This is a genomic window from Streptomyces sp. CA-106110 (genome assembly GCF_050936285.1).
Lineage (GTDB): Bacteria > Actinomycetota > Actinomycetes > Streptomycetales > Streptomycetaceae > Streptomyces.
Map to the genome: position 1 here is coordinate 610,121 of NZ_JBNJNB010000001.1, position 19,963 is coordinate 630,083.

The 19,963-nt window shown below is 67.9% G+C and carries 13 protein-coding genes and 4 pseudogenes; 6 read left to right on the forward strand and 11 right to left on the reverse strand.

The annotated features are described in order from the left end of the window. Window positions 1–438: 438 nt before the first annotated feature. From ACQEXA_RS03045 to ACQEXA_RS03060, 4 genes and pseudogenes are all read right to left on the reverse strand, one after another. The gene (locus ACQEXA_RS03045; protein WP_433128490.1) at window positions 439–4,689 is read right to left on the reverse strand and encodes a carboxypeptidase regulatory-like domain-containing protein; all 4,251 of its coding nucleotides are present in this window, start codon (window positions 4,687–4,689) and stop codon (window positions 439–441) included. Between the two features lie 367 nt (window positions 4,690–5,056). After that, window positions 5,057–6,838: a group II intron reverse transcriptase/maturase gene (gene ltrA / locus ACQEXA_RS03050; RefSeq protein ID WP_433128492.1), complete on the reverse strand. Its 1,782-nt coding sequence runs from the start codon at window positions 6,836–6,838 to the stop codon at window positions 5,057–5,059. Window positions 6,839–7,520: 682 nt separating this feature from the next. Next, a pseudogene (locus ACQEXA_RS03055) lies at window positions 7,521–8,006 on the reverse strand (ISAzo13-like element transposase-related protein); the annotation flags it as partial. A 128-nt stretch (window positions 8,007–8,134) separates the two neighbouring features. Beyond that, complete coding sequence (locus ACQEXA_RS03060; RefSeq protein WP_432937438.1) at window positions 8,135–9,067, reverse strand: LysR substrate-binding domain-containing protein; 933 nt, start codon at window positions 9,065–9,067, stop codon at window positions 8,135–8,137. A gap of 153 nt (window positions 9,068–9,220) precedes the next feature. Between ACQEXA_RS03060 and ACQEXA_RS03065 the strand changes: the two genes are divergently transcribed. Then, on the forward strand, window positions 9,221–10,048 hold the full coding sequence (locus ACQEXA_RS03065; protein ID WP_433128494.1) for an enoyl-CoA hydratase/isomerase family protein: 828 nt from the start codon (window positions 9,221–9,223) through the stop codon (window positions 10,046–10,048). A gap of 380 nt (window positions 10,049–10,428) precedes the next feature. Next, window positions 10,429–10,884: pseudogene (locus tag ACQEXA_RS03070) on the forward strand (MFS transporter); the annotation flags it as partial. Window positions 10,885–10,901: 17 nt separating this feature from the next. On the opposite strand, the pseudogene ACQEXA_RS03075 reads toward ACQEXA_RS03070, so the two are convergent. Then, window positions 10,902–11,085 (reverse strand): annotated as a pseudogene (locus tag ACQEXA_RS03075) (hypothetical protein); the annotation flags it as partial. 81 nt (window positions 11,086–11,166) lie between these two features. On the opposite strand from ACQEXA_RS03075, the gene ACQEXA_RS03080 reads away from it, so the two are divergent. Continuing rightward, a complete protein-coding gene (locus tag ACQEXA_RS03080; RefSeq protein ID WP_432937432.1) occupies window positions 11,167–11,385 on the forward strand; it encodes a hypothetical protein in 219 nt (72 codons plus the stop codon). 146 nt (window positions 11,386–11,531) lie between these two features. On the opposite strand, the gene ACQEXA_RS03085 is transcribed toward ACQEXA_RS03080, so the two are convergent. The 3 genes from ACQEXA_RS03085 to ACQEXA_RS03095 form a co-directional block, all read right to left on the reverse strand. Then, window positions 11,532–11,729, reverse strand: coding sequence for a hypothetical protein (locus tag ACQEXA_RS03085; RefSeq protein WP_432937429.1), 198 nt, complete (start codon window positions 11,727–11,729; stop codon window positions 11,532–11,534). A 94-nt stretch (window positions 11,730–11,823) separates the two neighbouring features. Further along, window positions 11,824–12,342, reverse strand: a complete 519-nt coding sequence (locus ACQEXA_RS03090; RefSeq protein WP_433128496.1) for a hypothetical protein — start codon at window positions 12,340–12,342, stop codon at window positions 11,824–11,826. A gap of 36 nt (window positions 12,343–12,378) precedes the next feature. After that, window positions 12,379–13,446, reverse strand: coding sequence for a hypothetical protein (locus tag ACQEXA_RS03095; RefSeq protein ID WP_433128498.1), 1,068 nt, complete (start codon window positions 13,444–13,446; stop codon window positions 12,379–12,381). A gap of 446 nt (window positions 13,447–13,892) precedes the next feature. Between ACQEXA_RS03095 and ACQEXA_RS03100 the strand changes: the two are divergent. Then, window positions 13,893–14,379: pseudogene (locus ACQEXA_RS03100) on the forward strand (hypothetical protein). Between the two features lie 145 nt (window positions 14,380–14,524). Here ACQEXA_RS03100 and ACQEXA_RS03105 read toward each other — a convergent pair. Both ACQEXA_RS03105 and ACQEXA_RS03110 read right to left on the reverse strand, forming a co-directional pair. Further along, window positions 14,525–15,559, reverse strand: coding sequence for an IS110 family transposase (locus ACQEXA_RS03105; RefSeq protein WP_433128500.1), 1,035 nt, complete (start codon window positions 15,557–15,559; stop codon window positions 14,525–14,527). 29 nt (window positions 15,560–15,588) lie between these two features. Further along, entirely contained in the window at window positions 15,589–16,083 is a 495-nt protein-coding gene (locus ACQEXA_RS03110; RefSeq protein WP_433134434.1) for a hypothetical protein, read from the reverse strand. A gap of 77 nt (window positions 16,084–16,160) precedes the next feature. On the opposite strand from ACQEXA_RS03110, the gene ACQEXA_RS03115 reads away from it, so the two are divergent. Then, a protein-coding gene (locus ACQEXA_RS03115; protein ID WP_432920220.1) for an IS3 family transposase occupies window positions 16,161–17,404 on the forward strand; the annotation gives its coding sequence in 2 pieces (ribosomal slippage) (window positions 16,161–16,500 and window positions 16,500–17,404; 1,245 coding nt in all). On the opposite strand, the gene ACQEXA_RS03120 is transcribed toward ACQEXA_RS03115, so the two are convergent. Further along, window positions 17,378–18,349 (reverse strand): IS4 family transposase, encoded by a 972-nt coding sequence (locus tag ACQEXA_RS03120; protein ID WP_433128502.1) that lies wholly within the window; start codon window positions 18,347–18,349, stop codon window positions 17,378–17,380. The genes ACQEXA_RS03115 and ACQEXA_RS03120 overlap by 27 nt on opposite strands. Before the next feature lie 109 nt (window positions 18,350–18,458). Between ACQEXA_RS03120 and ACQEXA_RS03125 the strand changes: the two genes are divergently transcribed. Next, complete coding sequence (locus ACQEXA_RS03125) at window positions 18,459–19,889, forward strand: IS200/IS605 family accessory protein TnpB-related protein (RefSeq protein ID WP_433128504.1); 1,431 nt, start codon at window positions 18,459–18,461, stop codon at window positions 19,887–19,889. Window positions 19,890–19,963: the final 74 nt, after the last annotated feature.

A 19,963-nucleotide genomic window follows, 5' to 3' on the forward strand; every position in this document is an offset into this window, starting at 1 on the left:
AGAGTTCTTGACCGTTGTGGGCGGCATCACGGCCGTGCGGAGTGGACGCCGGATCGCCCTGACGGCGATCCGGCTGTCCCTGCCCTGCTCCGCAGGAGTCCGATTCCTCCCCGGCCTGAAGGCCGGGGCATCCTCGGAGAAAGCCGGTGAAGGCGATCACCAGCCGGCTCATGTACGGGGCAGCCGTGACCGCCCCAGTCCTCGCAGCGGTGCCGGCGCGGGCACCGCGCTCACCTACCCTTTGGTGTCCGCCGGCTGCTCGGCCTGCGGTGCCGGGGGCTTTGGACGTCGGGATCAACCGTCCTCGGCGCCGGCCTGTCACGGGGTGCTCGCCCGGGAGGGCCAGGTCGGCTGTTCCCGCCGCAAAAAAATCGTCCCGGCTCCTGGAGGGGAGCCGGGACGTCTTGCGTCAGTTCACTTCACCTGTGCGTGCCAGGCTCAGGAAGCCGGTTTGAGGGTGAAGTTGTGCCTGGTCGTCAAGCCATCGGTGATTTTTGCGGTCGCGGTGGTGGATTTGAAGCCGCTCTTGGCGGCGAGGACGGTCGCCGGACGTCCGCTGACGGGGAGCCAGAGGCTGTACATGCCTTCCTGGGTCGTGGCAATGGTGTAGCTCTTGGCGCCGGAGCGGATCTTGACTGTCGCCCCGGCCAGCGGGACGTGCTGTCCGTGGCCGTCCGGGCCGAGCACGGTGCCCGCGATCCTGCCCCAGTTCCCGGCCGGGCCCACGTGCATGGTGACCGGAACAGACAGCACCGGGTACGGGGTGTCGGCGCTGAGCGACAGGGCCGCGGTGTAGTCGCCGGGGGTGACGATTCCCGGTGCTCCGGCGTTCACGGTGACCGTCACCGTGGTGCTCCGGCCAGGTGCGATGGTCACCGACTTGGGAGTCTCGGAGAGCCAGTCGACGTTGGTCGGAGACGAGTTGCGGTTGTAGCCGGGCAGCAGGGACACGTTGCTGATCGACGGAGCGAGTATCTGGTTGCTGGACAGGCCGCCGGCCACGTAGAACCCGGCCGCCCCTGCGCCGCGGTACACGGTGAGGTTGGCGTTGGGCAGCGCGGTCCAGGCGTTGGCGGCGGGGCTGTAGGCGTAGGTCTGGTTGGTCAGCGTCGGGCGGAGCCCACCGCCGCTGATCACGCCGCCGGAGACGAGCAGCTGCCCGTTGGCGGCGCTGTAGGCGGCGCCCCAGGTGGTGTTCGGCAGATCGGCGATCGGTGACCAGCTGTTGATTCCCGGGTCGTAGACGTAGGCGTGCTTGATGGGGTGGTCGCTGTAGTCGCCGGAGATGCCGCCGGCGCAGTAGAGCTTGCCCGCGATGGCCCCGCAGGAGGTCCAGGTGACCGGCTCGGGGTACGGAGCGGCCTTGGACCAGCTGTCGGTGTGCGGGTCGTACACCTGGACGTCGGTGACGCCGGCGCAGGACAGGGCGTAGCAGCCGCCGACCGTGTACAGCTTGTCGTTCAGCACCGCGCTGCCGGAGGCCGCGTATGCGGTGGGCATGTCGGCGCCGACGGACCACCGGTCGGTGCGCGGGTTGTAGATCTCCAGCTTGCGGTCGACACCGCTCGGGCCGCCCCAGCCGCCAGCCACGTAGAGCTTGCCCCCGATGAAGCCGTGGGCGGGTGCTTCTCGAGGATCGGTGGCGGAGGCCAGCTGGAACCAGGCGCCGGTGGCGGGGTTGTAGGAGTACAGCGAGCTGACGTCGCCTACGGCAAACCCAGCCCAGCCGAATCCGGTGTAGAGCCGGCCGTCATAGAAGTCGGCCACATTGCTGGAGAGCGCCGTGGGTAGATCGGCCGAGGTCTGCCAGGCCGTCCCGGCCACCGTGGTCCGCGTCCCGGTGGGGACGCGCGCGGCCGTGGTGCTCGTCGCGCCCGCACCACCGCGTGCCGCCAGGGCCTTCATCGGCAGGGGCGAGAAGGTCCCCGCGAGGCGGTTGAGCGGTGCGCCGCCTCGCGACAGCTGTGGCAGCAGCGCGGGATGCTCGGCGAGCTTCAGGGTGGCCGGGGCGCTGCCTTCGTTGCGGACGATCAGCTTCGCGGACTTCTTGCCGCCAGTGGCGACGGCGATGTCGATGGATGACTGGTTGACGGTGAGTCGGCCTGCCTTCAGCTTGAAGTTGTGCCAGGCCACGCCGTTGGCGGCGACGTCGACCGGCTGTGTTCCGGTGGCGAAGTAGGGCTTGACCGCCGAGAATTGGTGCTTGCCGGTGGCCGAGGAGAACATCCAGTAGAAGCCGTCCGGCAGGTTCGGGTCGGTCGGCGTGGCGGAGGTGAGCGCCGACTCAGCCGGAGCGCTCTTGCTGGTCACCCGTGCACCGTTGACGGGGGCGCCGGTGTTGGCGTCGGCGATGGTGCCGGCCACCAGGCCTCCGGGGACCGGGTCGTAGCTGCGGTTGCCGACGAAGATGTTGTCAAGCTCCCACCAAAAGTCGCTCTGGGCGACGTAGCGGAAGCGCAGCTGGACGTTGGACTTGCCGGCGTACTGCGCAAGCGGCACCTTGAAGTGGTGTGCTGCTCCCCACAGGTTGCCCTTCCAAACGTTGGTCCAGGTCTGGCCACCATCGGTGGTCGCGTCGATCATGTCCTGGTCGGTGCCGGGCTGACGGCTGAGCTGGTCGGTGTCGAATTCGACCTGCGGGGTGGCATCCTTGCTCAGGTCGTAGACCGGGCTGATCAGTTGCGAATCCTGCGAGGCCGAGGAGCCCGCGAGGTAGCTGTCGACGATGGCGAAGCCGCCGGTGCCGCCGGTCAGGTTGCCGCGGTGGCCGGGGTCGTTGAAGCTCCAGCCGCCGCTGGTGCCGGGGGCGTTGGCCACACTCCAGCCGGACGGGGCCGCGGTGGTCGAGTCGAAGGTCTGCGTCCCCCCGACGTGGTGGACCGCGTAGCCCGGTGCGGTCTCAGCCACCCGGTCCACGGAGAGGGCGAACGGGACGGTCTGGTCAGAGCTCGCCACCGTGACCGTCTTGTGCGCCTGCTCGTAGCCGGGGTAGGCGGCGCTGACGGTCAGGGTGTAGTCGTGTCCCTGCGGAAGGTCGAGGCTGAACTTGCCGGTGGCGGGGTCGGTGAACACCGGGCCGCCGGGCACACCGCTAGCGGTGATCTTCGCGTACAGCGGCCAGTGGTGTCCGCTGCCGTCGGTGACGGTGCCGCTCACGGTGTGCCTGGGCACGGGGGCGAGCGTGAAGTTCTCACTCACCTTGGCACCGTCGGCGACCGTCACCCCGTTGACGACCGAGCTGGCGAACCCGTATCCGGATGCGGTGAGGGTGTAGGTGCCGGTCGGCACGTCGAGCGAGTAGGCGCCGCTGGAGTCGGTGGTGGCGCTGAGCCCGTCGGCCGAGACGGTGGCTCCGGCGACCGGGCCGCCGGTGGTGCTGGTGACCGTGCCGGAGACCACCCCGTGCGGGCCGCTGGTGAACGCGGCGACGCCGTTCGGGGAGCCGAGGCCGGTGGGGCCGTCGTAACCGGTACCGGCAGTGCACAGGTACTCCGGTGAGCAACCGCCATTGCTCCCCGCGGTCACGTCGTTGAGCGCGGCCGGGTGCTGGTAGGGGTAGGAGTTGGGGTATGTCCCCGGGGCCGGGCTGCCGGCCACCGCGTAGGTCGACGCGATGATGGGCGCGCTGGCGCTGGTGCCGCCGTAGACCGCCCAGCCGGTGCCACCGTAGGTCTGGTACACCGCGACGCCGGTGGCCGGGTCGGCCACGGCGGAGACGTCCGCGACGGAACGGTTCGCACAGCCGGTGTCGTGCTGGAAGGCCGGCTTGGACTCGTACTGCGAGCAACCCGATCCGGTGCCGCCCCAGACCGACTCGGACCAGCCGCGGGCGTTGCCGGAGTCCTTGACCAGGGACGTGCCGCCCACGGAAGTCACGTACTGCGAGGCGGCCGGGTAGGAGACGCCATAGCCACTGTCACCGGCGGAGGCGACGATCGCGACACCCGGATGGTTGTAGTGAACGTCCGACGTGGTGGTCTCGGACGGGTCTTCGCCGCTTTCTTCCTCGTCGTACTGCGTGCCGTAGGAGTTGGAGACGTACTTGGCGCCCAGCGCCACGGCCTCGTCGACGGCCGCGCCGAGGTCATCGCCGTTGGGGTTGTCCGCCTCGACCAGAAGGATCTTCGCGTCGGGCGCGGCGGCGGACACCATGTCGAGGTCGAGCGAGATCTCGCCTGCCCAGCCCTGGTCGGGCGCCGGGTAGTCGGTGCCGCCGCGTTGGGACACCTTGGTGAAGCAGCCATTGGCGGTCGTGCAGGGCGGCAGCCCGTACTTGTCGCGGTAGGCGGCGAGGTCCGCCTCCGCGTTGGGGTCGTCCATGGCGTCGACGATGGCGATCGTACGGCCGCCACCACCCGACGCCGGCAGGTTGTAGGCACCCTGCAGGTCCGCCGGTCCAAAGCCGGGTGGCATGACGTCGGCAGCCAAGCGAGCGGGGGCCCGCTTGTCCGTGCGACGCAGCGCGAAACAGCTGTAGTCACCCGGCTTGGGGGCGGCGCACACCCGCTCCGCCGGCACCGAGGACGGGGCCGCAGCGCCGGCTGTGACACCTGCCTGGGCATGGTGTGTCAGCGTGGCTGCCTGGGCCGGGACTTCAAGGCCGATGACCGCCAGGGGTACGGCGATCAGTGCGGCTGCACGGACGAAGGGGTCCCACCGTCTTGGACCCCATCGCTTCGAACTGCCCAATTTCGGACTCCTGTGTTGGTAACCGTGTCCGACTGGCCTGTCTGTGTCAGCAGCGGATCGGTCCAGCGTGCTGCTCAACTGTTTGAGGGTCAGCAGGCCAGCGCTTCCTGAACGCGAAGGATCCCAACGGCTGTGAACGGCGAACATGGTCGCGACGCGGCGGATGATCGCCATGTGGCCAGGATTCGCCAGTGCCGGTACGTTGACACACCGGTCACTGGCGTTACGTCACCTCGATCTTGCATGAGGGTCCGTCAGCCTGCTGACGGACCCGTTCACGCGGTCGGGTAGCGGGAGCACATTGCTGTGCTCCCGCCCCCTCAGAACCGTGCGTGCCCGTCGTCCGAGCACACGGCTCAAGCAGGCCCTATGTGGCCTCGTTGGCAGATGGCAGTGCTGTCCGACCGCCGGTGCTGGTATCGAGCCAGCGGTGGCAGTGGGTGTGGATCAAGCGGAAGGAGAGGATCTCGCCCGGCGTGCTGCGACCTGGGGCGGCGGTGATCGCGTTCTTGCGGACCGCCTGTCGGGTCACCTTGAGCCACTGTTCCCATTCGGACGGGCTTTGTGGCTCGTGGTCGGCGTGCAACAAGAGCCCGTTGCAGAGCGGACATCGGCCGTGCTGCTTCTGAAGCAGACGCAGCCCGTTCGGACTCAGCGGAGGCTTCTTGTTGCGCCGTCGTACAGCCCAGTACTCGGTCAGAGCGGGGTCATCCACCGACGCCCCGCCGGTGACCATCTGGTGCCGGACAATCTTGGTCCAGGCGAACTTGGTGAGATAGGCGCCGGTCTCCCGGTCTCCAAAGACCCACCGGTCTTGCCTTGTCCGGTTGAACCGACCGAAATACCGGGACGCCACCCAGTGCCTCGACTTCTTCGGGTGGCTGTACTTGGCCCACTTGTAGGTGAGCTTCCACATGTGGAAGTCCAGCGAGGCGAATGCCTCGCTGGACACCACGCCCCGGTAGTAGGCGGCCCAGCCCCGGATGATCGGGTTGAGCTTGGCAATCACCGCTGCGGCGTTGAGCCCTCGCAGGTTCAATACCTCGGCGGTGAGCCGGTCCCGGATCCGTTGCAAGGCCGCCTTGCTCGGTTTGATCAGCAGTTTTCCGCGGTAGCGGCGGACGTTGAATCCCAGGAAGTCATAGCCGTCGTCGAGGTGCGCGATGCGCGTCTTGCCCTCGTTGAAGACCAGGCCTCTGGGCGCCAGCCACGCGGTGAGCCGGTCCTTAACCAGTTCCGCCTCCTCACGGCTGTGGCAGAGAGCCACAAGATCGTCGGCGTATCTGATCAGGATCGGCGAGCCCGCCTCCGTCTCCCCGGCATGGGCGCCGGTTTGCCGATAGCGGACCCCTGCCGCCCCCTCCATCCCATGAAGGGCCACGTTCATCAACAGGGGTGAGATGATCCCGCCTTGCGGGGTCCCCTCGACCGTCTGGGCGGATCTTCCCTGGTCGACCACCCCGGCCTTGAGCCACTGCTCGACCAGTCCCCGGGCGGGGAACTGACCGATCCGGGTCAGAAGCCGATCATGATCGATCCGGTCGAATGCCGCCGTCAGATCGGCGTCCAGCACCCACTGCCGTTTGGGGTCCTTGCCCTTCACGGTCTGGAAGATGGCCTGGATCGCGTCGTGACAGCCACGGCCGGGCCGAAACCCATAGGATCGCGGCTCGAAGCGTGCCTCCCACTCGGGTTCGAGTGCGCTGAGGACCAGGGCCTCAAGACACCGGTCCAAGATCACGGGAATGCCGAGCGGCCTTTGACGTCCGTTCGCCTTCGGTACGAACACCCGCCTGACGGGCTTGGGCTTCCACGCAGTGGCCTTGTGCTGCATCCAGTCGGCCAGCTCGGCCTTTCCTTGGGGCAGCAGCACGACCATCTTGTCGATGCCCGCCGTCTTGCGGCCAGCATTGACCTCCGTGACCCGCCGCACGCTCAGCAGCGTGCTGGCGCGGGAACGGAGCATCAGTTTCTGCAGATTGCGGACCCGCTTGAGGTCCCCTGCCTGCGACGCCGTGAAGATCCTCTGTCTCAACCGCCGTACTTGCTCCTCCGCTGTCTGCCAATCGATCGACAGCCAGTCGGTGGAGGTGTCCTCCGGTCCGTTCACCGCGGCCTCGCCGCCCACGGCGGAGTCCGTCGTGGGCATCGGTGATGCCATGGTGTCCAACTTGCCCTTCGGTTCCAGCGCTGATGGTCATCGGTTCCTCACAGGCCCACCTGACCCACGTCAGCACCCTTTCGAGTCCGGGCAGCCGCCCGTATCCGGCCAGTTATGCGGGGCGATCGGCGGAGGCGCCGATCACCAGCCCCGGTTTCCTGCTGCCTTTCGGCTGCCGGCCTTGGCTTCTTGGGTCATCCTGTGCCCGCTGGGGAGTTGGGCCTTCCTTACGGTCGGCTTACCGCAGACAGCTGCCTCCGGACCCCATCGGGGTTGTCACGTTCCACACGAGCGAGATACGACCGGGTTGGGTGCCCCCTCGACTCCGGGACGGCGATGCTCTCCCGGCTGGTAAAGAATCCCCAACCGGCGCCTGCCGCTTCTCAACGGCCAGTCCTGCACCCCGCTGGAGCATCCCATCGGCGGGGCTAAAGATCACGAAGCATCATCAGGGGTTCAGTCGCCTTCACCCGTCCGGTCTTCCCCTTGCCTGTGGCCTCCGGATGGAACGGAGGCCCTTGGGCTTCTCCCCCCGAGCTCCGCACCGAGCCGTTACCGGCAACGCACGTCGGGGTGGGGACAGGCCCTGAGCACTGGCCCGGAACTACGCTGTCGACATCAGTCGGTCCTCCCACCAGCGAGTTCGCTCGTCTCGTGCGGCCTCGTGTCGCACCTCCTTCTTCTTCGTGTCGACGCTGATCACCGGCTGGCCAGCACCCATGTGCTCCATGGCCCGCTCATTGATGTAGCGAACTGGGCGTCACGGTCCGGGTGCTGCTTTGCCTTCGATGGTCCTGGCGCCGACCTGCAGACTGAAGCCCTCCTCACGCAGCAGGTCCCCGACCGTGTCCGAGCCTGTCCTGTGTCCCTGACGGGTGAACTCGGCGATGAGGCTCCTGGTCGACTTCACCGTCCAACGCAGTGGCGACATCGGTCGCCCCGCTCGTCAGGTTCCACCAGTGCCGGCAGGGCGGGCCGCAGTCCCTGATCAAGGTCCACGGCCTTCTTCCGACCACCACAGACCATGCGTACCCGACCAGAGGCTCCTCGCAAGCCTCCAATTCGTCCACGCCCTTCGGACCGTTGTCTCGCTGACATGGGCCGCCCGCGCGGCCGCCCGTATACCGCCGTGGCCCAGGATCCAGGCCTCGGCCCCATCATCGGCCTCGCCCGCACCCGCGCACCGACCCCACCGACGGCTTTGAACGCCGAGACCGACAGCCGCCGGCAACGCAGCCGATGACCGCCTGCGCGGGCGCATTGCTTTCGCCGAGCGGGTGGAGGCTACGGTCGCGGCAGGTCACACCGTTGTGCGCGGCTGATCACTTCCAGCAGGCGAAGGACTGCGGCGTCGGCGTCGGGCCGGTGTATGGCGAACACTGTGGTCTCCAGATACGGAGATGACCCTCGCACCGGAACAAAGACGATCCCGGGGACGCCGAAATCCCGCAAACCTTCGGACAGGAGACTCACGCACAGTCCGGAGGCGACGTAGCTGAGGAGGCCGCTGAGGTCGTCGGCCGCGGCACGTCTGCGGGGAGTGAACCCTGCGTGGTGGCAGGCGAGCTGGACTTGTTCGGCCAGCGCGGGAAGGACCGTCGCGTTTGGAAGAACGAAGTCTTGGTCGCGCAGAGCCTCCAATCCGATCTCGTCGGCCTCGGCCAGCGGGTGATCCTGCGGCAGAGCTGCGGTGAGGCGCTCGACGGCGAAGACTTCGCTGGCCAGATCACCGGACAGGGGAGAGGTGTCGCGCAGGTACCCCAGGTCCAGCGTGCCGGAGCGCACCTTCTCGGCGATGGCGACCGGGGAGTTCTGGTGCAGGTGCACCCGCAGTCCGGGCAGCTCCTCAGCTACCGCCCGCAGCAGCCTGGGCACGTAGAGGTGGCTGAGGATGGTCACGTAGCCCACATGGATGTCCCCTTCCAGGCCGCTGGCAACCCGTCGCACCCGCTCGATAGCCGCCTCCTGCGCATCGAGGAGCCGCCGCGCATCCACAACAAAAGCCGCACCTGCCGACGTCAGACGAACGCCTCCCGGGCCCCGCTCGAACAGGCGCACATCCAGACCGCGCTCCAGGCGCTGTATCGACTGGCTCAGCGGCGGCTGGCTCATGCCAAGACGCTCGGCTGCACGCCCGAAATGCTTCTCGTCAGCCACGACCAAAAACTGCTCCAACAGGCGCCTGGTCAGAGAGATACTATTGATCATATCGACCATGCCACAATCATATATTGGACAGGATGGTCTCCTTGGTGTCGACTGGTCCGGCACTCGCAACTCACCGAGCGGAGAGCCGGTGACCTGCATAAACGCCCCACCAGTCGACCCGGGAAGATCAATATGAGCGGTACAACCGGAAAATCATCATCTGTGAGCATCAGCGAGGAGTCGCCGGCGTATTGGCGAGTTTTGTTCGACAACCCGCCCCTCAACGTGGTCGACCAAACCGTCTTCGAGGGCCTGCAGGACCTGCTCGCGCGGATGGACGCCAGCCCGGACCTACGCGTCATCGTCTTTGAGAGCGCAAGCCTCGACTTCTACCTCGCCCACTCCGACATGTCCGGCACGTCACGGGACTACACCAACAGTGCCGGCCCTTCCGGCATGAATGTCCTTATGGACACCCTCGTCCGCCTCACCAAGTCCCCCGTGGTGAGCATCGCGAAGATCCGCGGCCGCGTCCGTGGCTTGGGCAGCGAATTCGTCCTCGCCTGCGACATGCGCTTCGCCTCCCGCGAGAACGCCCTCCTCGGCCAGCCCGAGGTCGGCGCGGGAGTCATCCCCGGTGCTGGCGGCACCGAGCGACTTCCCCTGCTGACCGGCCGAGGCCGCGCGCTGGAAATCATCCTCAGCGCGGACGACTTCGACGCCGACACCGCCGAACGCTACGGCTGGGTCAACCGGTCCCTTCCCGACAATGAACTGGACGGCTTCGTCGACACCCTCGCCCGGCGCCTCGCCTCCTTCGACCGGCGCCCGATCGAGACAGCGAAGAACCTCGTCAACCAGGTCTCCCTGCCGACCCTTGACAGGCTCCTCGAAGCCCGCGACGCCTTCTACGGCACCCTTGACTGGCCCGAAACCCAGCAGCGAGTCACCGCTCTGTTCAAGCGCGGGATGCAGCAGGAAAGCGACCTGGAGAACAGATTCGGCGCACACCTGCCCAACCTGCTCGACAACGACCCCGACGACGTGTAATCAGCCGGCTCCTGTCGCCGGCCCACAGCCCGCCCGGACCGATCCGGACAGATTGCTGTGGCATCCCTCAGCAACACCTGACGCCGCCCACGGTCACAGTGACCATGGGTTCGCCTCCGCCGACGTCGCCAAGCCTTGCCCCGACGCGGCGATCTGGGGCAGCCACATCATCGTGCCGGGCGTGATTGCACCAGCGCCCCTGGAATTGAACTCGCCCGGGTGCTGACCGCTCCCGGTGTCGCGGTCGTCGGCAGAGACCATCCGGACCGCAAGGCCCGCCGGATGCGCGGCCCGCCCGATCCGATCGACGCCTGTGCCGCCACGACAGCAGTGCCGTCCGGGCGAGCCACCATGCCCCGAAAGGCCGCGATCGTGTCGTCGTGGCCGTCCAGCCGCCGGCCGATCGTCATCGCCAACGTGGCCGGACTCGCCTCGGGATCGCGTACTTCGCGGGCTTCCTCGGGGTGACCTCGCTCGTCGAAACCCCTCGCGCGGCGTCCGGCTACGGCTTCGGCGCATCGGTGCTCAGCACCAGCCTCGTCTACTTGCTGCCCGGTGCTCTGTCCGGCCTGGTGACATCCCCGCTGGGCGGAGACCTCGTGGCGCGGCTCGGCCCACGGGCGACCCTCGTCCTTGCCATGCTGCTGGCCGCGGTCGCGTTCACGGCGCTCGCCTTCTTCTATGACCACCCCTGGGAGGTCATCCTTGCAACTGTGGGCATCTTCGCCGCAGTAGTCTTCGGATATGCCGCTCTCCCCGCGCTGCTCAGCGAACACGTCAGCCGGGCAGACACTGGCGTAGTCAACAACGTCAACTCCGTCGCACGAACGGTGGGCACCGCACTCGCCACCCTCTCGAACATGCGAGCCCGGCGCAGGTCGGGAGCGGTGTTACTCCCGTCGGACACTTCGCAGATCAAGGCCTGTCCTGCCGGATCAGACGCAATTGCACGGGGCCCCGCTGTAGCGGATGGCGTTGGTCACCAGCCCACTGACGACGATCTCCGTGTTGAACGTCGATTCGTGCAGGTCCCAGGCGGGCGGCGGGGCCAAGGCAGCCGCATCCACTGACAGTCGTCCCAGCGTGCGGAGAAACGATCCGCGGGCGAGGCTGGGGGTATGACTGAGCGCCGCGTGACCGTGGACGCGCCCGCCGAGAGCGGAGGCCGGTGCGTTCACGTCGATGACGAGGTCCTGGGTGTGGCGTACAGCCTCCGGGATCTGAGCGTGTTCCTGCAGCGCGCCGGCGCGGAGGACCTGGACGAGGTTGACGTGGCTGACTCGCCCTTGATCGAGTGGTACGGAGGCGGCCCCGAGGTGTGGCCGAGGGCGCGGTGATCTGCTCGGTCCTTCCGCGCGGCAGCTGGCGGGCGTAGCGTCGGGCGTACCCCGCGAGGGGCGCTCTTCGAGGCGCTGGCCCGCCAGCCCCCGTACCCGTGGAGCTGGCGGGCAGCTGTGTGTCTGGGCGCACATCCGTCCGGTCCCTAGGCGGACGGGTCATCCGTCTTGGCGTCGCGAACAGCCTGCCGCCCCCGGCGCTTTGCTCGCGTGCCGTTGCCGGGCTTGACCTGAGCCTCCCAGTCGGGTTCGGGTCCGGGATCCTTCGCGGGCACCTTCGTCACCTTCAGACCGGCCGCCCGGCCGCGAGTGTGCTGCCCGGTGTCGCACGTCAGCAGCCGCATCTCGCGAGCGGCGAGAGCCTGAACAGTGGCGGGCTCCCCGTTCAAGTCGGCGAGGCGCCGGATGCCGAAGCGTGGAGCCGGCGAGGGTGCGGCGTCAGCCGTGGTCCTTCCAGTCCGGTGCGAAAAGGCGGGCGCCGCTGACGACGGTGTCCCCGGCTCTTGTGGCCCGCACGTACATGTTGAGCTCCTCTGGCCCCGGACCACCGTCGCAGTAGACCAGCCAGCCCAGATCGCGGTCCTCGATGTACTGGATCACCTCTGCGTCGACCTCGGAGACCGTCCGGCCGATCAGCCGGATACCGTCCAAGTCGACCTGGGGCCTCGTGCGCCCGTGCACGGTCACGGCCGCCAAGGTGGGAATGCCTTGCGAGTCCCAGTAGTGGGCGGTCACCCCGGCCTCGCCGAAGTGTTCCTCCCTCAGGTACCACTGTCCGGCACCATGTCCCGACCACTGGTGCCACCCCCGGTGGGCGGCCGGCGCTTCGCCGTCCAGCGCGGCGGCCACCTGGTGCGTGCGTTCAGTTGGCCCGTTGAGCATGTTGGCCGCCGAGCCGGTGCAGCCGTATGCCCGCGAGGCCCTCCTCGTGTTGGCGTGGCCGCGAGGCATTGTCATCGCACGTCCGGCTCAATCGCAGCTGTCCGCCTTCCGTCACGTCGCAGACAGACTCCACGCCCCGGCGGAGCGCACCTGGTAGTAGCCGCGGCCCGGCCACTGGAACGTATGCTCCCCGGCGCGGCCCTCGGCCACCGTCACCCCGAAGGCGAGGCGGTCGTCCAGCGCCTCCAACTGGATCAGGCTCGGGCCCGCGTAGTGCAGGGCGCCTGGGCCAGGTTCCCCTCGGTAGTGGACGACATCCGATCCGGTCCCGTTGATCTCGTCGTGGAAGCGCGGAACTTCTCGCAGCGGTGCCGCAGTCGCGGTCCATGTCTCCCGGTCGCCAGCGGCAAACACTCGGAAGGCAATCACCTTGTTCCCCTCCGGCAGCGGAATCCGCGCGGTGATGGGGGTGCCGTCGCCGGACAGCCGGTAGAGGCGTGAGGAGCGCCCCTTCCTGCCCTCGAAGCGCAGGTGGACACGTGTCTGCCCGTTGGTCGAGAAGACCATCACGGCCGGACGGTATGACGGCATTGCCAGTTGATGCGTTTGCTCACCGCTACCGCCCTTCCCGCTGACCTGCGGCTGGGGGGCACGCACCGGCGGCGTCGTACGAGGCTTGGACCCGCGCGGCTGTACGCGGACCCTGCTTTCCTGACCCGGCTGCGGAGTGACTGGGCTCCGACTCTCCGCCAGGCGGACCGCGTCCGCTGCGCACACGGCGATGTTGCGGGCGACACCCCCGGGAGGCGCCCAGCTGACCTGCTTGCTGGCCTGGCCGTGCCGAGCGTCGAAAAAGCACAGCGACATGTGCTCTGGCGGTCGTCGGCCGGCGAGCAGTGCGTCCAGACAGGCCAGCGCGTGCCTGCCCTCGTCCAGTGCGCGCAGGGCGTCGAGTGTGTCCGCCCGCGTCCGGGCGCCGGTGAAGTCCCGCTTCGCCTCCTCGTATGCGTCAAGGGCGCGCGCCAGTTCGGCTCGCATCTCATCGGTGGCACCGGGCCGGCCGGGGCTGAAGGAATGGACGTCCAGAGCCTCGCCGAAAGCGGTGATCTCGGCTTCGATCTCAGCGAGCGCCGACTCACCGCGTCCGCGCCATGGCCACAGCCGGCGCAGCCCCCCCACCCACCCTTCTACGCATGGCCGCAATCATGTCGCAAGGCCCGGCAGGCATGGCCTGAGGTGAGCAACTCAGCGGCAGAGTTGCCAACTCGAGCGCTCACTCGCCGAGTGAAGGGCTCAATCACGCCCAGTCACCAGCACAAGCGCACAGGGTGCTCGATCAGTAGTCGACGTCGATGTAGTCGATGTCGGTGAACTCCACCAACAGGTCGTTCGAGCGCCGCCCGTGATCTTCGAAAGGACCACCCTCGTACCTCTCCCCCATCTCGTACGGACCGCGTCCGCCGTATCCGCGCCCCGGATCTCGGCCATGGGGACCAAGCGCGCCACACCCTTCCAAACGGTCACCCCAGCCTCAGGTACAGGGCGGGCGAGGAGGGTCGAACACGGAAGAGACGCGGCCAAGGAAATCGGTCGGTGAAGTGGCGGCGGGGAGGCAGGATGGGGCGGTGGCTGATCTGCTGTGGGAGGACGTCAGGTGGTTCTTCGACCCCGAGGTGATGGGGTCGTTGCCGGACGTCTGGGTGCCCAACGCCTCGGTGAGGGACTGGCAGTCGGTCCTTGATCTCGTCGTGGAGCGGGGCTGGGCATTCCAGTACTCCGAGGGCCCGACCGTGGTGCCGCTGCCCGGGCGGAGGTCGTGCTGTCGCGCCCAGCCGACGCCGAGCAGCCTCATCTGAAGGTGCGGCCGATCCCGGACATGTTGGCGATCTTTCGGTTCTACGCGGCGCAGGAGATCGACTTCGACGTCGATCTGCGGGAGATCCAAGGGCAGGAGCGACTCGATGTCCTGTGTGGGGTCCTCACGGCGATCGGTCGGCGGTTGCGCAAGCCGGTGCTGATGGACGCCGAGGGCAGTGACGGGAGTCGCCGGTTCTCGGGTTCGACGTCGAGGCGGACAGCGTCGTACTGATGGTGGAGCCGCCAGTCAGGTGACGGGTGTCGTCCGGGATGCGGAGAGCGTGCCGTCACGGAGGCATGGCGAACGGGACGCCGGCCCGCCTTCGTACGAAGCAGAGCAGCGCTTGAGCGTCCGACCGAGCCTGTGCACCTCATGCTCAGTCCTTAGCGCCTCTGTGTGTCAAGCGGCCTGAGCGAGGTGGTTCCGTTGGTCGCGTTTCATGATCCGGTAAACCACGTTGGACAGTCGGCGTTTGAGGGCTCTGCGGGCTTCGGCGGGTGTCTTCCCTTCGGCGATCTTGCGTAGGTAGTAGTCATGTCCGCGTCCGCTGGTGCGGATTTGGCAGATGGCGATGATGTGCAGCACCGAGTTCAGAGCGCGGTTGCCGCCAGTGGTGAGCCGGTGGCGGACGTTGTTGCCGCTGGAGGCGTCCAGAGGCGCGCTGCCGGTGTAGCTGGCGAAGTGGTGTTCGGTGGGGAAGCGGCCGACGTCGCCGACATGGCCTATGAGCTTGGCGGCCAGCACGGTGCCCAGGCCCGGCAGGGTCGTGAGCGTGGTGTGGGTCGCGGCGAGAGCGTCGCGCATCTTGGCCTCGTTGTCCTTGACCTGTCGGTCCAGGCGGCGCAGGTCGGTCAGCAGCTCGCGGGCTATGTCCCGGCGGCAGGCATCGGTGGCGGTCACGGGCCGGATGTTCTTCATGGCGGCGGCTGCTTTGTCGGCCGACAGGCCGGTGGGGGCGCCGCCGGGCAGCAGGTCGCGCAGGATGGCGTGGAGCCGGTTCAGGACGCGGGTGCGTTCGTGGACCAGGTCGTCGTGGCGTTCGGTCAGCAGCCGAAGGATCGTGGTCTGGTCTTCGGGCACGACGATCCGCAAGTCGCTTCGGAACAGGGCCACTTGAGCAATGTGAAGGGCATCCGCAGCGTCGGTCTTGCGGTCTCCGCCGGTGGCCAGCAGCCGGGCCCGGGCCGACAGCGTGGAGGGCGCGTCCACCACGTCCTCGTCTGCGGCGGCCAGCTGCTGGGCAAGCGTGCGGCCCAAGCCGCGGGCGCCTTCGACGGCGAAGCGGCGTTCGGGCCACTGCTCGCACCAGCGCATCAGCTGCCGGAAGGTGCCGGCATTGACGGCGAACCGGTGCTGGGCCACCTGGTGGCCGGCAGGGTCGACCGCGATGGCGGTGTGGGACGACTTGTGGGGATCGACACCGATCAAGATCACAGGTTGACCTCGCACTCAACACTGTTGCGTTAGCGCTGTGAGCGGCTATTGAGGCCGTGGTCGAAGAACGCGATTGTGGTGCGGACGGTGTAGTTCTGGGCCTTCTGAGGGTGCTGTCCGGCGTTCGGTCCGTACTTGCTGGTGGGGTTCTTCCGGGTACGGGCCTTCACTCGTTGCCGTCTATGGGCGGGCAGGAGATTGCCCAGGGCGGCGTGGCCGATCGTGCCGACCAGGTCGACGAGGGTGCCGGGGAAGATTCCATGGCCGGCGGTGACGGTGTCGGTTGCGGCGGCCAGCAGGACGGTGAAACTGATCCGTTCCATGGGTACTTCCGGCCGTCCGGTCAGGGCGTCGTCGCCGGCGCGGATCAGAGCCTGGTAGACGGTGAGCAGGGCGTAGACCTCCTGATCGAGGCCATCGATGCTGCGGGAGCGTAGGACGCGGCCGTCGAGCATCGTGGCCTTGATCGAAAAATACGTGGTTTCCGCCTGCCACCTGCGGTGATAGAGCTCAACGAGCTCGATGGCCGGATGGAGCCTCCCCCTGAGTGGTGGACACCCTGACCTCGACCCCGGTGGGGGTCGGGAGAGGGTGACCGATTATGGTGATGAAGGTCTATTCGCCCGAGTTCAAGGCCGACGCCGTGGCCCTGTTCCACTCGGATGCTGATCTCACGATCGCGCAAGCCGCGCGTGACCTGGGACTCAACGCGGAGACCCTGCGGAACTGGATCCGCGCCGACCGCGCCCGCGGCGGCAGCACCACCGGCTTGACCAGGAAGAACGTGACCAGCACCACCCCGGCCGTCGAGGCCACCCGCGAGGAGCTCGCAGCCCGCATCCAGGCCCTGGAGGCCGAGCTGAAGGCCGCCCGCAAGGAGAACGCCACGCTCGCCACCGAGCGGGACATTCTGCGCAAGGCGACGAAGTTTTTCGCCTCGGAGATGACCTGGTAGGCCGCTGCCAGTTCATCGAGGACCACTGCGAGACCTACCCGGTCAAGCGGCTGTGCCAGGTGCTCGACGTGCACCGCTCCAGCTTCTACAAGTGGCGGGCGGGTCGCGAGGCCCGCGCCGCGCGGGAGCGGACCGAGGCGGCCCTGGCGACGAAGATCAAGGCCGTGCACGACGACTCCGACGGCACCTACGGCTCCCCGCGCGTCACCGCCGAGCTGCGGGACACGCACGGCATGGAGATCAACGAGAAGAAGGTGGCCCGCGTCATGCGCAAGTTCAACATCGTCGGGGTGCACCTGCGCAAGAAAGTCCGCACCACCGTGCCCGAGCCGGCGAACCAGGTGGTGCCGGACCTGTTCGGCCGGGACTTCACCGCCGCCGAGCCGGGTGCGAAATACATGGGCGACATAACCTATCTGCCCGTCGGCGACGGCGAGTTCCTCTATCTCGCCACCGTGCTGGATTGCTTCAGCCGCCGGGTGGTCGGCTACTCCATCGCCGACCACATGCGCACCGAACTGGTCGCCGACGCGCTGCGGATGGCCGCCACGACCCGCGGCAGCCTGGACGGGGCGATCTTCCACAGCGATCACGGAGCCCAGTACACGTCGAAGGAATTCGCCGACCTGTGCAAGGAGTTGGGCATCACCCAGTCCATGGGCGCCGTCGGCACCAGCGCGGACAACGCCGCCTGCGAGAGCTTCCACGCATCCCTGAAACGCGAAACACTGCAAGGCGCCCGCCGCTGGGACGGCGCCCGCGCCTGCCGGCTGTCCGTGTTCCGCTGGCTCACGCGCTACAACACCCGCCGCAGACACAAGAAGAACGGCCAGCTCAGCCCCGTCGCCTACGAGGCCCGACACTCAGCTACACTCACACTTGCCGCATAAGCATACAAACCGGTGTCTACTTCTCGGGGGGAACCCCCGATAGCGGACGGGGTCCAGCAGGTTTGTGATCAGCCGCCATTGCTCGGTGCGGACGGTGCCATCGGCCAAGGTGACGGTGAGGGTCGCCTCGATCACACGTACCGGCAGCAGTACCCGCAGGACGCCGTAGCCGATGCGGGCGATGTAGGAGCCGTCGCCCAGGTGCTCGGCGGGGGTGGGGACGCGGCGGGCCCCGGAGCGGACCAGGAACCGCGCCCCGCTCTGATGGACGGCGTCAAGGAACTCGTTGCCGTCGAAGGCCGCGTCGGCCAGCAGGAGCATCGTCGTGTCCAGGGCGGTCAGAAGCCGCTTGGCATAGGGGAGTTCACCCTCGGACTCTGGTCCGAAGGCGGCTGCTATGAGCGCGCGGGTGCCGCACTCGACCAGGGCCAGCAGCCGCAGGAGCGGATAGCCGAACTCCAGCCCCTCCCCGGCCCGCTTGGGGAAGCGCCAGGTGAGCGTCTCGTCGTCGGGAGTGTGCAGCAGGGTCCCGTCGACGGCCACGGTGCGCAGGCCCCGGTAGAAGGACCCGGCCTGCCCGCGGCGGGCGACGGGCCCGGCAAGCGTCTCGAACAGACGCCGCACAGGTGCAGCTCCCACCCTGCGCCTGGCCCGCGTCAGGGAGGAGACCGCAGGACGCACCAGGGCCAGCGGGGTCAGGGCCGCGGTCAGCTTGGACCACACCGTGCGGTAAGAGCAGTGCTCGAACAACGCGAGAGCGAGCACGAAATACACCGCCACCCGCGAAGGCAGCAGTCGCAGGCGCTTCTCGCGCCGGCCGGTCTCCTCCAGCACCGCGTCCACCAGCGCGAAGTCCACGACCTGGGTCAACTCCCCCAGATGACCCGGCGCGAATACACCCCGGGCTGTCTCGATCGTGGACGTGATGACAGACTTCTCCTGCAACGGGACCCCTGACCTTGATCGACTTTCTTCGCCGATCGTTGATCTATCAGGTGGTCCCGTTGCGCTGTTCAGCAGGACTTGACGTACAGCGCAGGGGCCAAACGCAACGGTGTTGATCACCAAGGCCACCCACGATCAGTGGGCGCTGTCCCGGCGTGCCCAACTCGCGCACATTCACAGCCTTCAGGCGGGCGTGCGGACGATCGCGCACCGCCTGTCCCTGCCGATCGGCGAGACAGGAAGCAGGCGGGCACCGGGCGGCTACCGCAGCGCCAAGGAGTGGTTCGCCAAGTCCCGGCGTCTGCGGGTCCTTCGAGACCGGCTCAGTGCCGAGCAGGCCGACCACGCCGTGGGCCGCGTCCGGGTGGTGCGCGGCGGGAAGCGGCTCGCGCGCAACCGGCACCACCTGCAAGCCGCCCAGCTCACGCAGGCCCAGTGGCGGCAACACTGGGAAGCATCACGCTGGTTCCTGCAAGCTGACGGGGAATCGGGCAAGCGGTACGGCAATGAGACCATCCGCGTCACACCCGAGGGCGAAGTGTCACTGAAACTGCCTGCGCCGCTCGCCCACCTGGCCAACGCCCCGCACGGCCGGTATACGCTCACCGGCGCTGCCCTCTTCCACCACCGCAGCGACGAGTGGGCCGACCACATCACCACGAACCGGTCCGTGGCCTACCGCATCCACTACGACACAGACCGCGCCCGCTGGTACCTCACCGCCTCCTGGACCATCCCACCAGTCAAAACCGTCCCCCTCGACGTAGCCCGCGCCCGCGGACTGATCGGCGTGGACACCAACGCCGACCATCTGGCTGCCTGGCGCCTCGACCAGCACGGCAACCCGTGCGGCCAACCGCGCCAGTTCTCCTACGACCTGTCCGGCACCGCGAACCATCGTGACGCCCAGGTACGGCATGCACTGATCCGGCTCCTGCACTGGGCCCAACGCCACGGCCTGTCGATCGCGATCGAAAACCTCGACTTCACCGCGGACAAGACACGGGAGAAACACGGCCGCCAGAAGCGGTTCAGACAAGTGATCTCCGGCATGCCCGTATCCAAGCTGCGGGCCCGGCTCGTCAGCATGGCGGCCGAACTCGGCATCACCATCATCGCCGTCGACCCCGCCTACACCAGCAGATGGGGCGCCCAGCACTGGCAAAAACCCCTCACCCACACGACCAGGAAAACCACCCGTCACGATGCCGCGAGCATCGCGATCGGCAGGCGCGCCCTCGGGCACCGCATCCGGCGACGGACGGCACCGCCCCCACACGACCAGAGCGATCGTGCGGGGCATCGGACCGCCCAGGCCGGACACGGCACCCCAGGGCGTGAGGAAACCCGCCCCCGCATCCCCGGACCACGGACACGATCCGTGTCGCCGGACGCGGCGCGAACGCGGGAGACCAGGACACTCAACACCGTTCGGAGCGTCCGACTGAGCCCGTGCAACTCAAGCTCAGTCCTAAGGAGGGTCTTCGATCTTGAGCGGTGCGCCTTGCCTGACACCCTGACTTTTCGTCACAGTCGGTGACCTACATGGGGTGTTGGTGCCCACTGATGCAAGGAGCCCGTGGTCCTGAGTGATCATTTCTGTTCTCTAGGCAG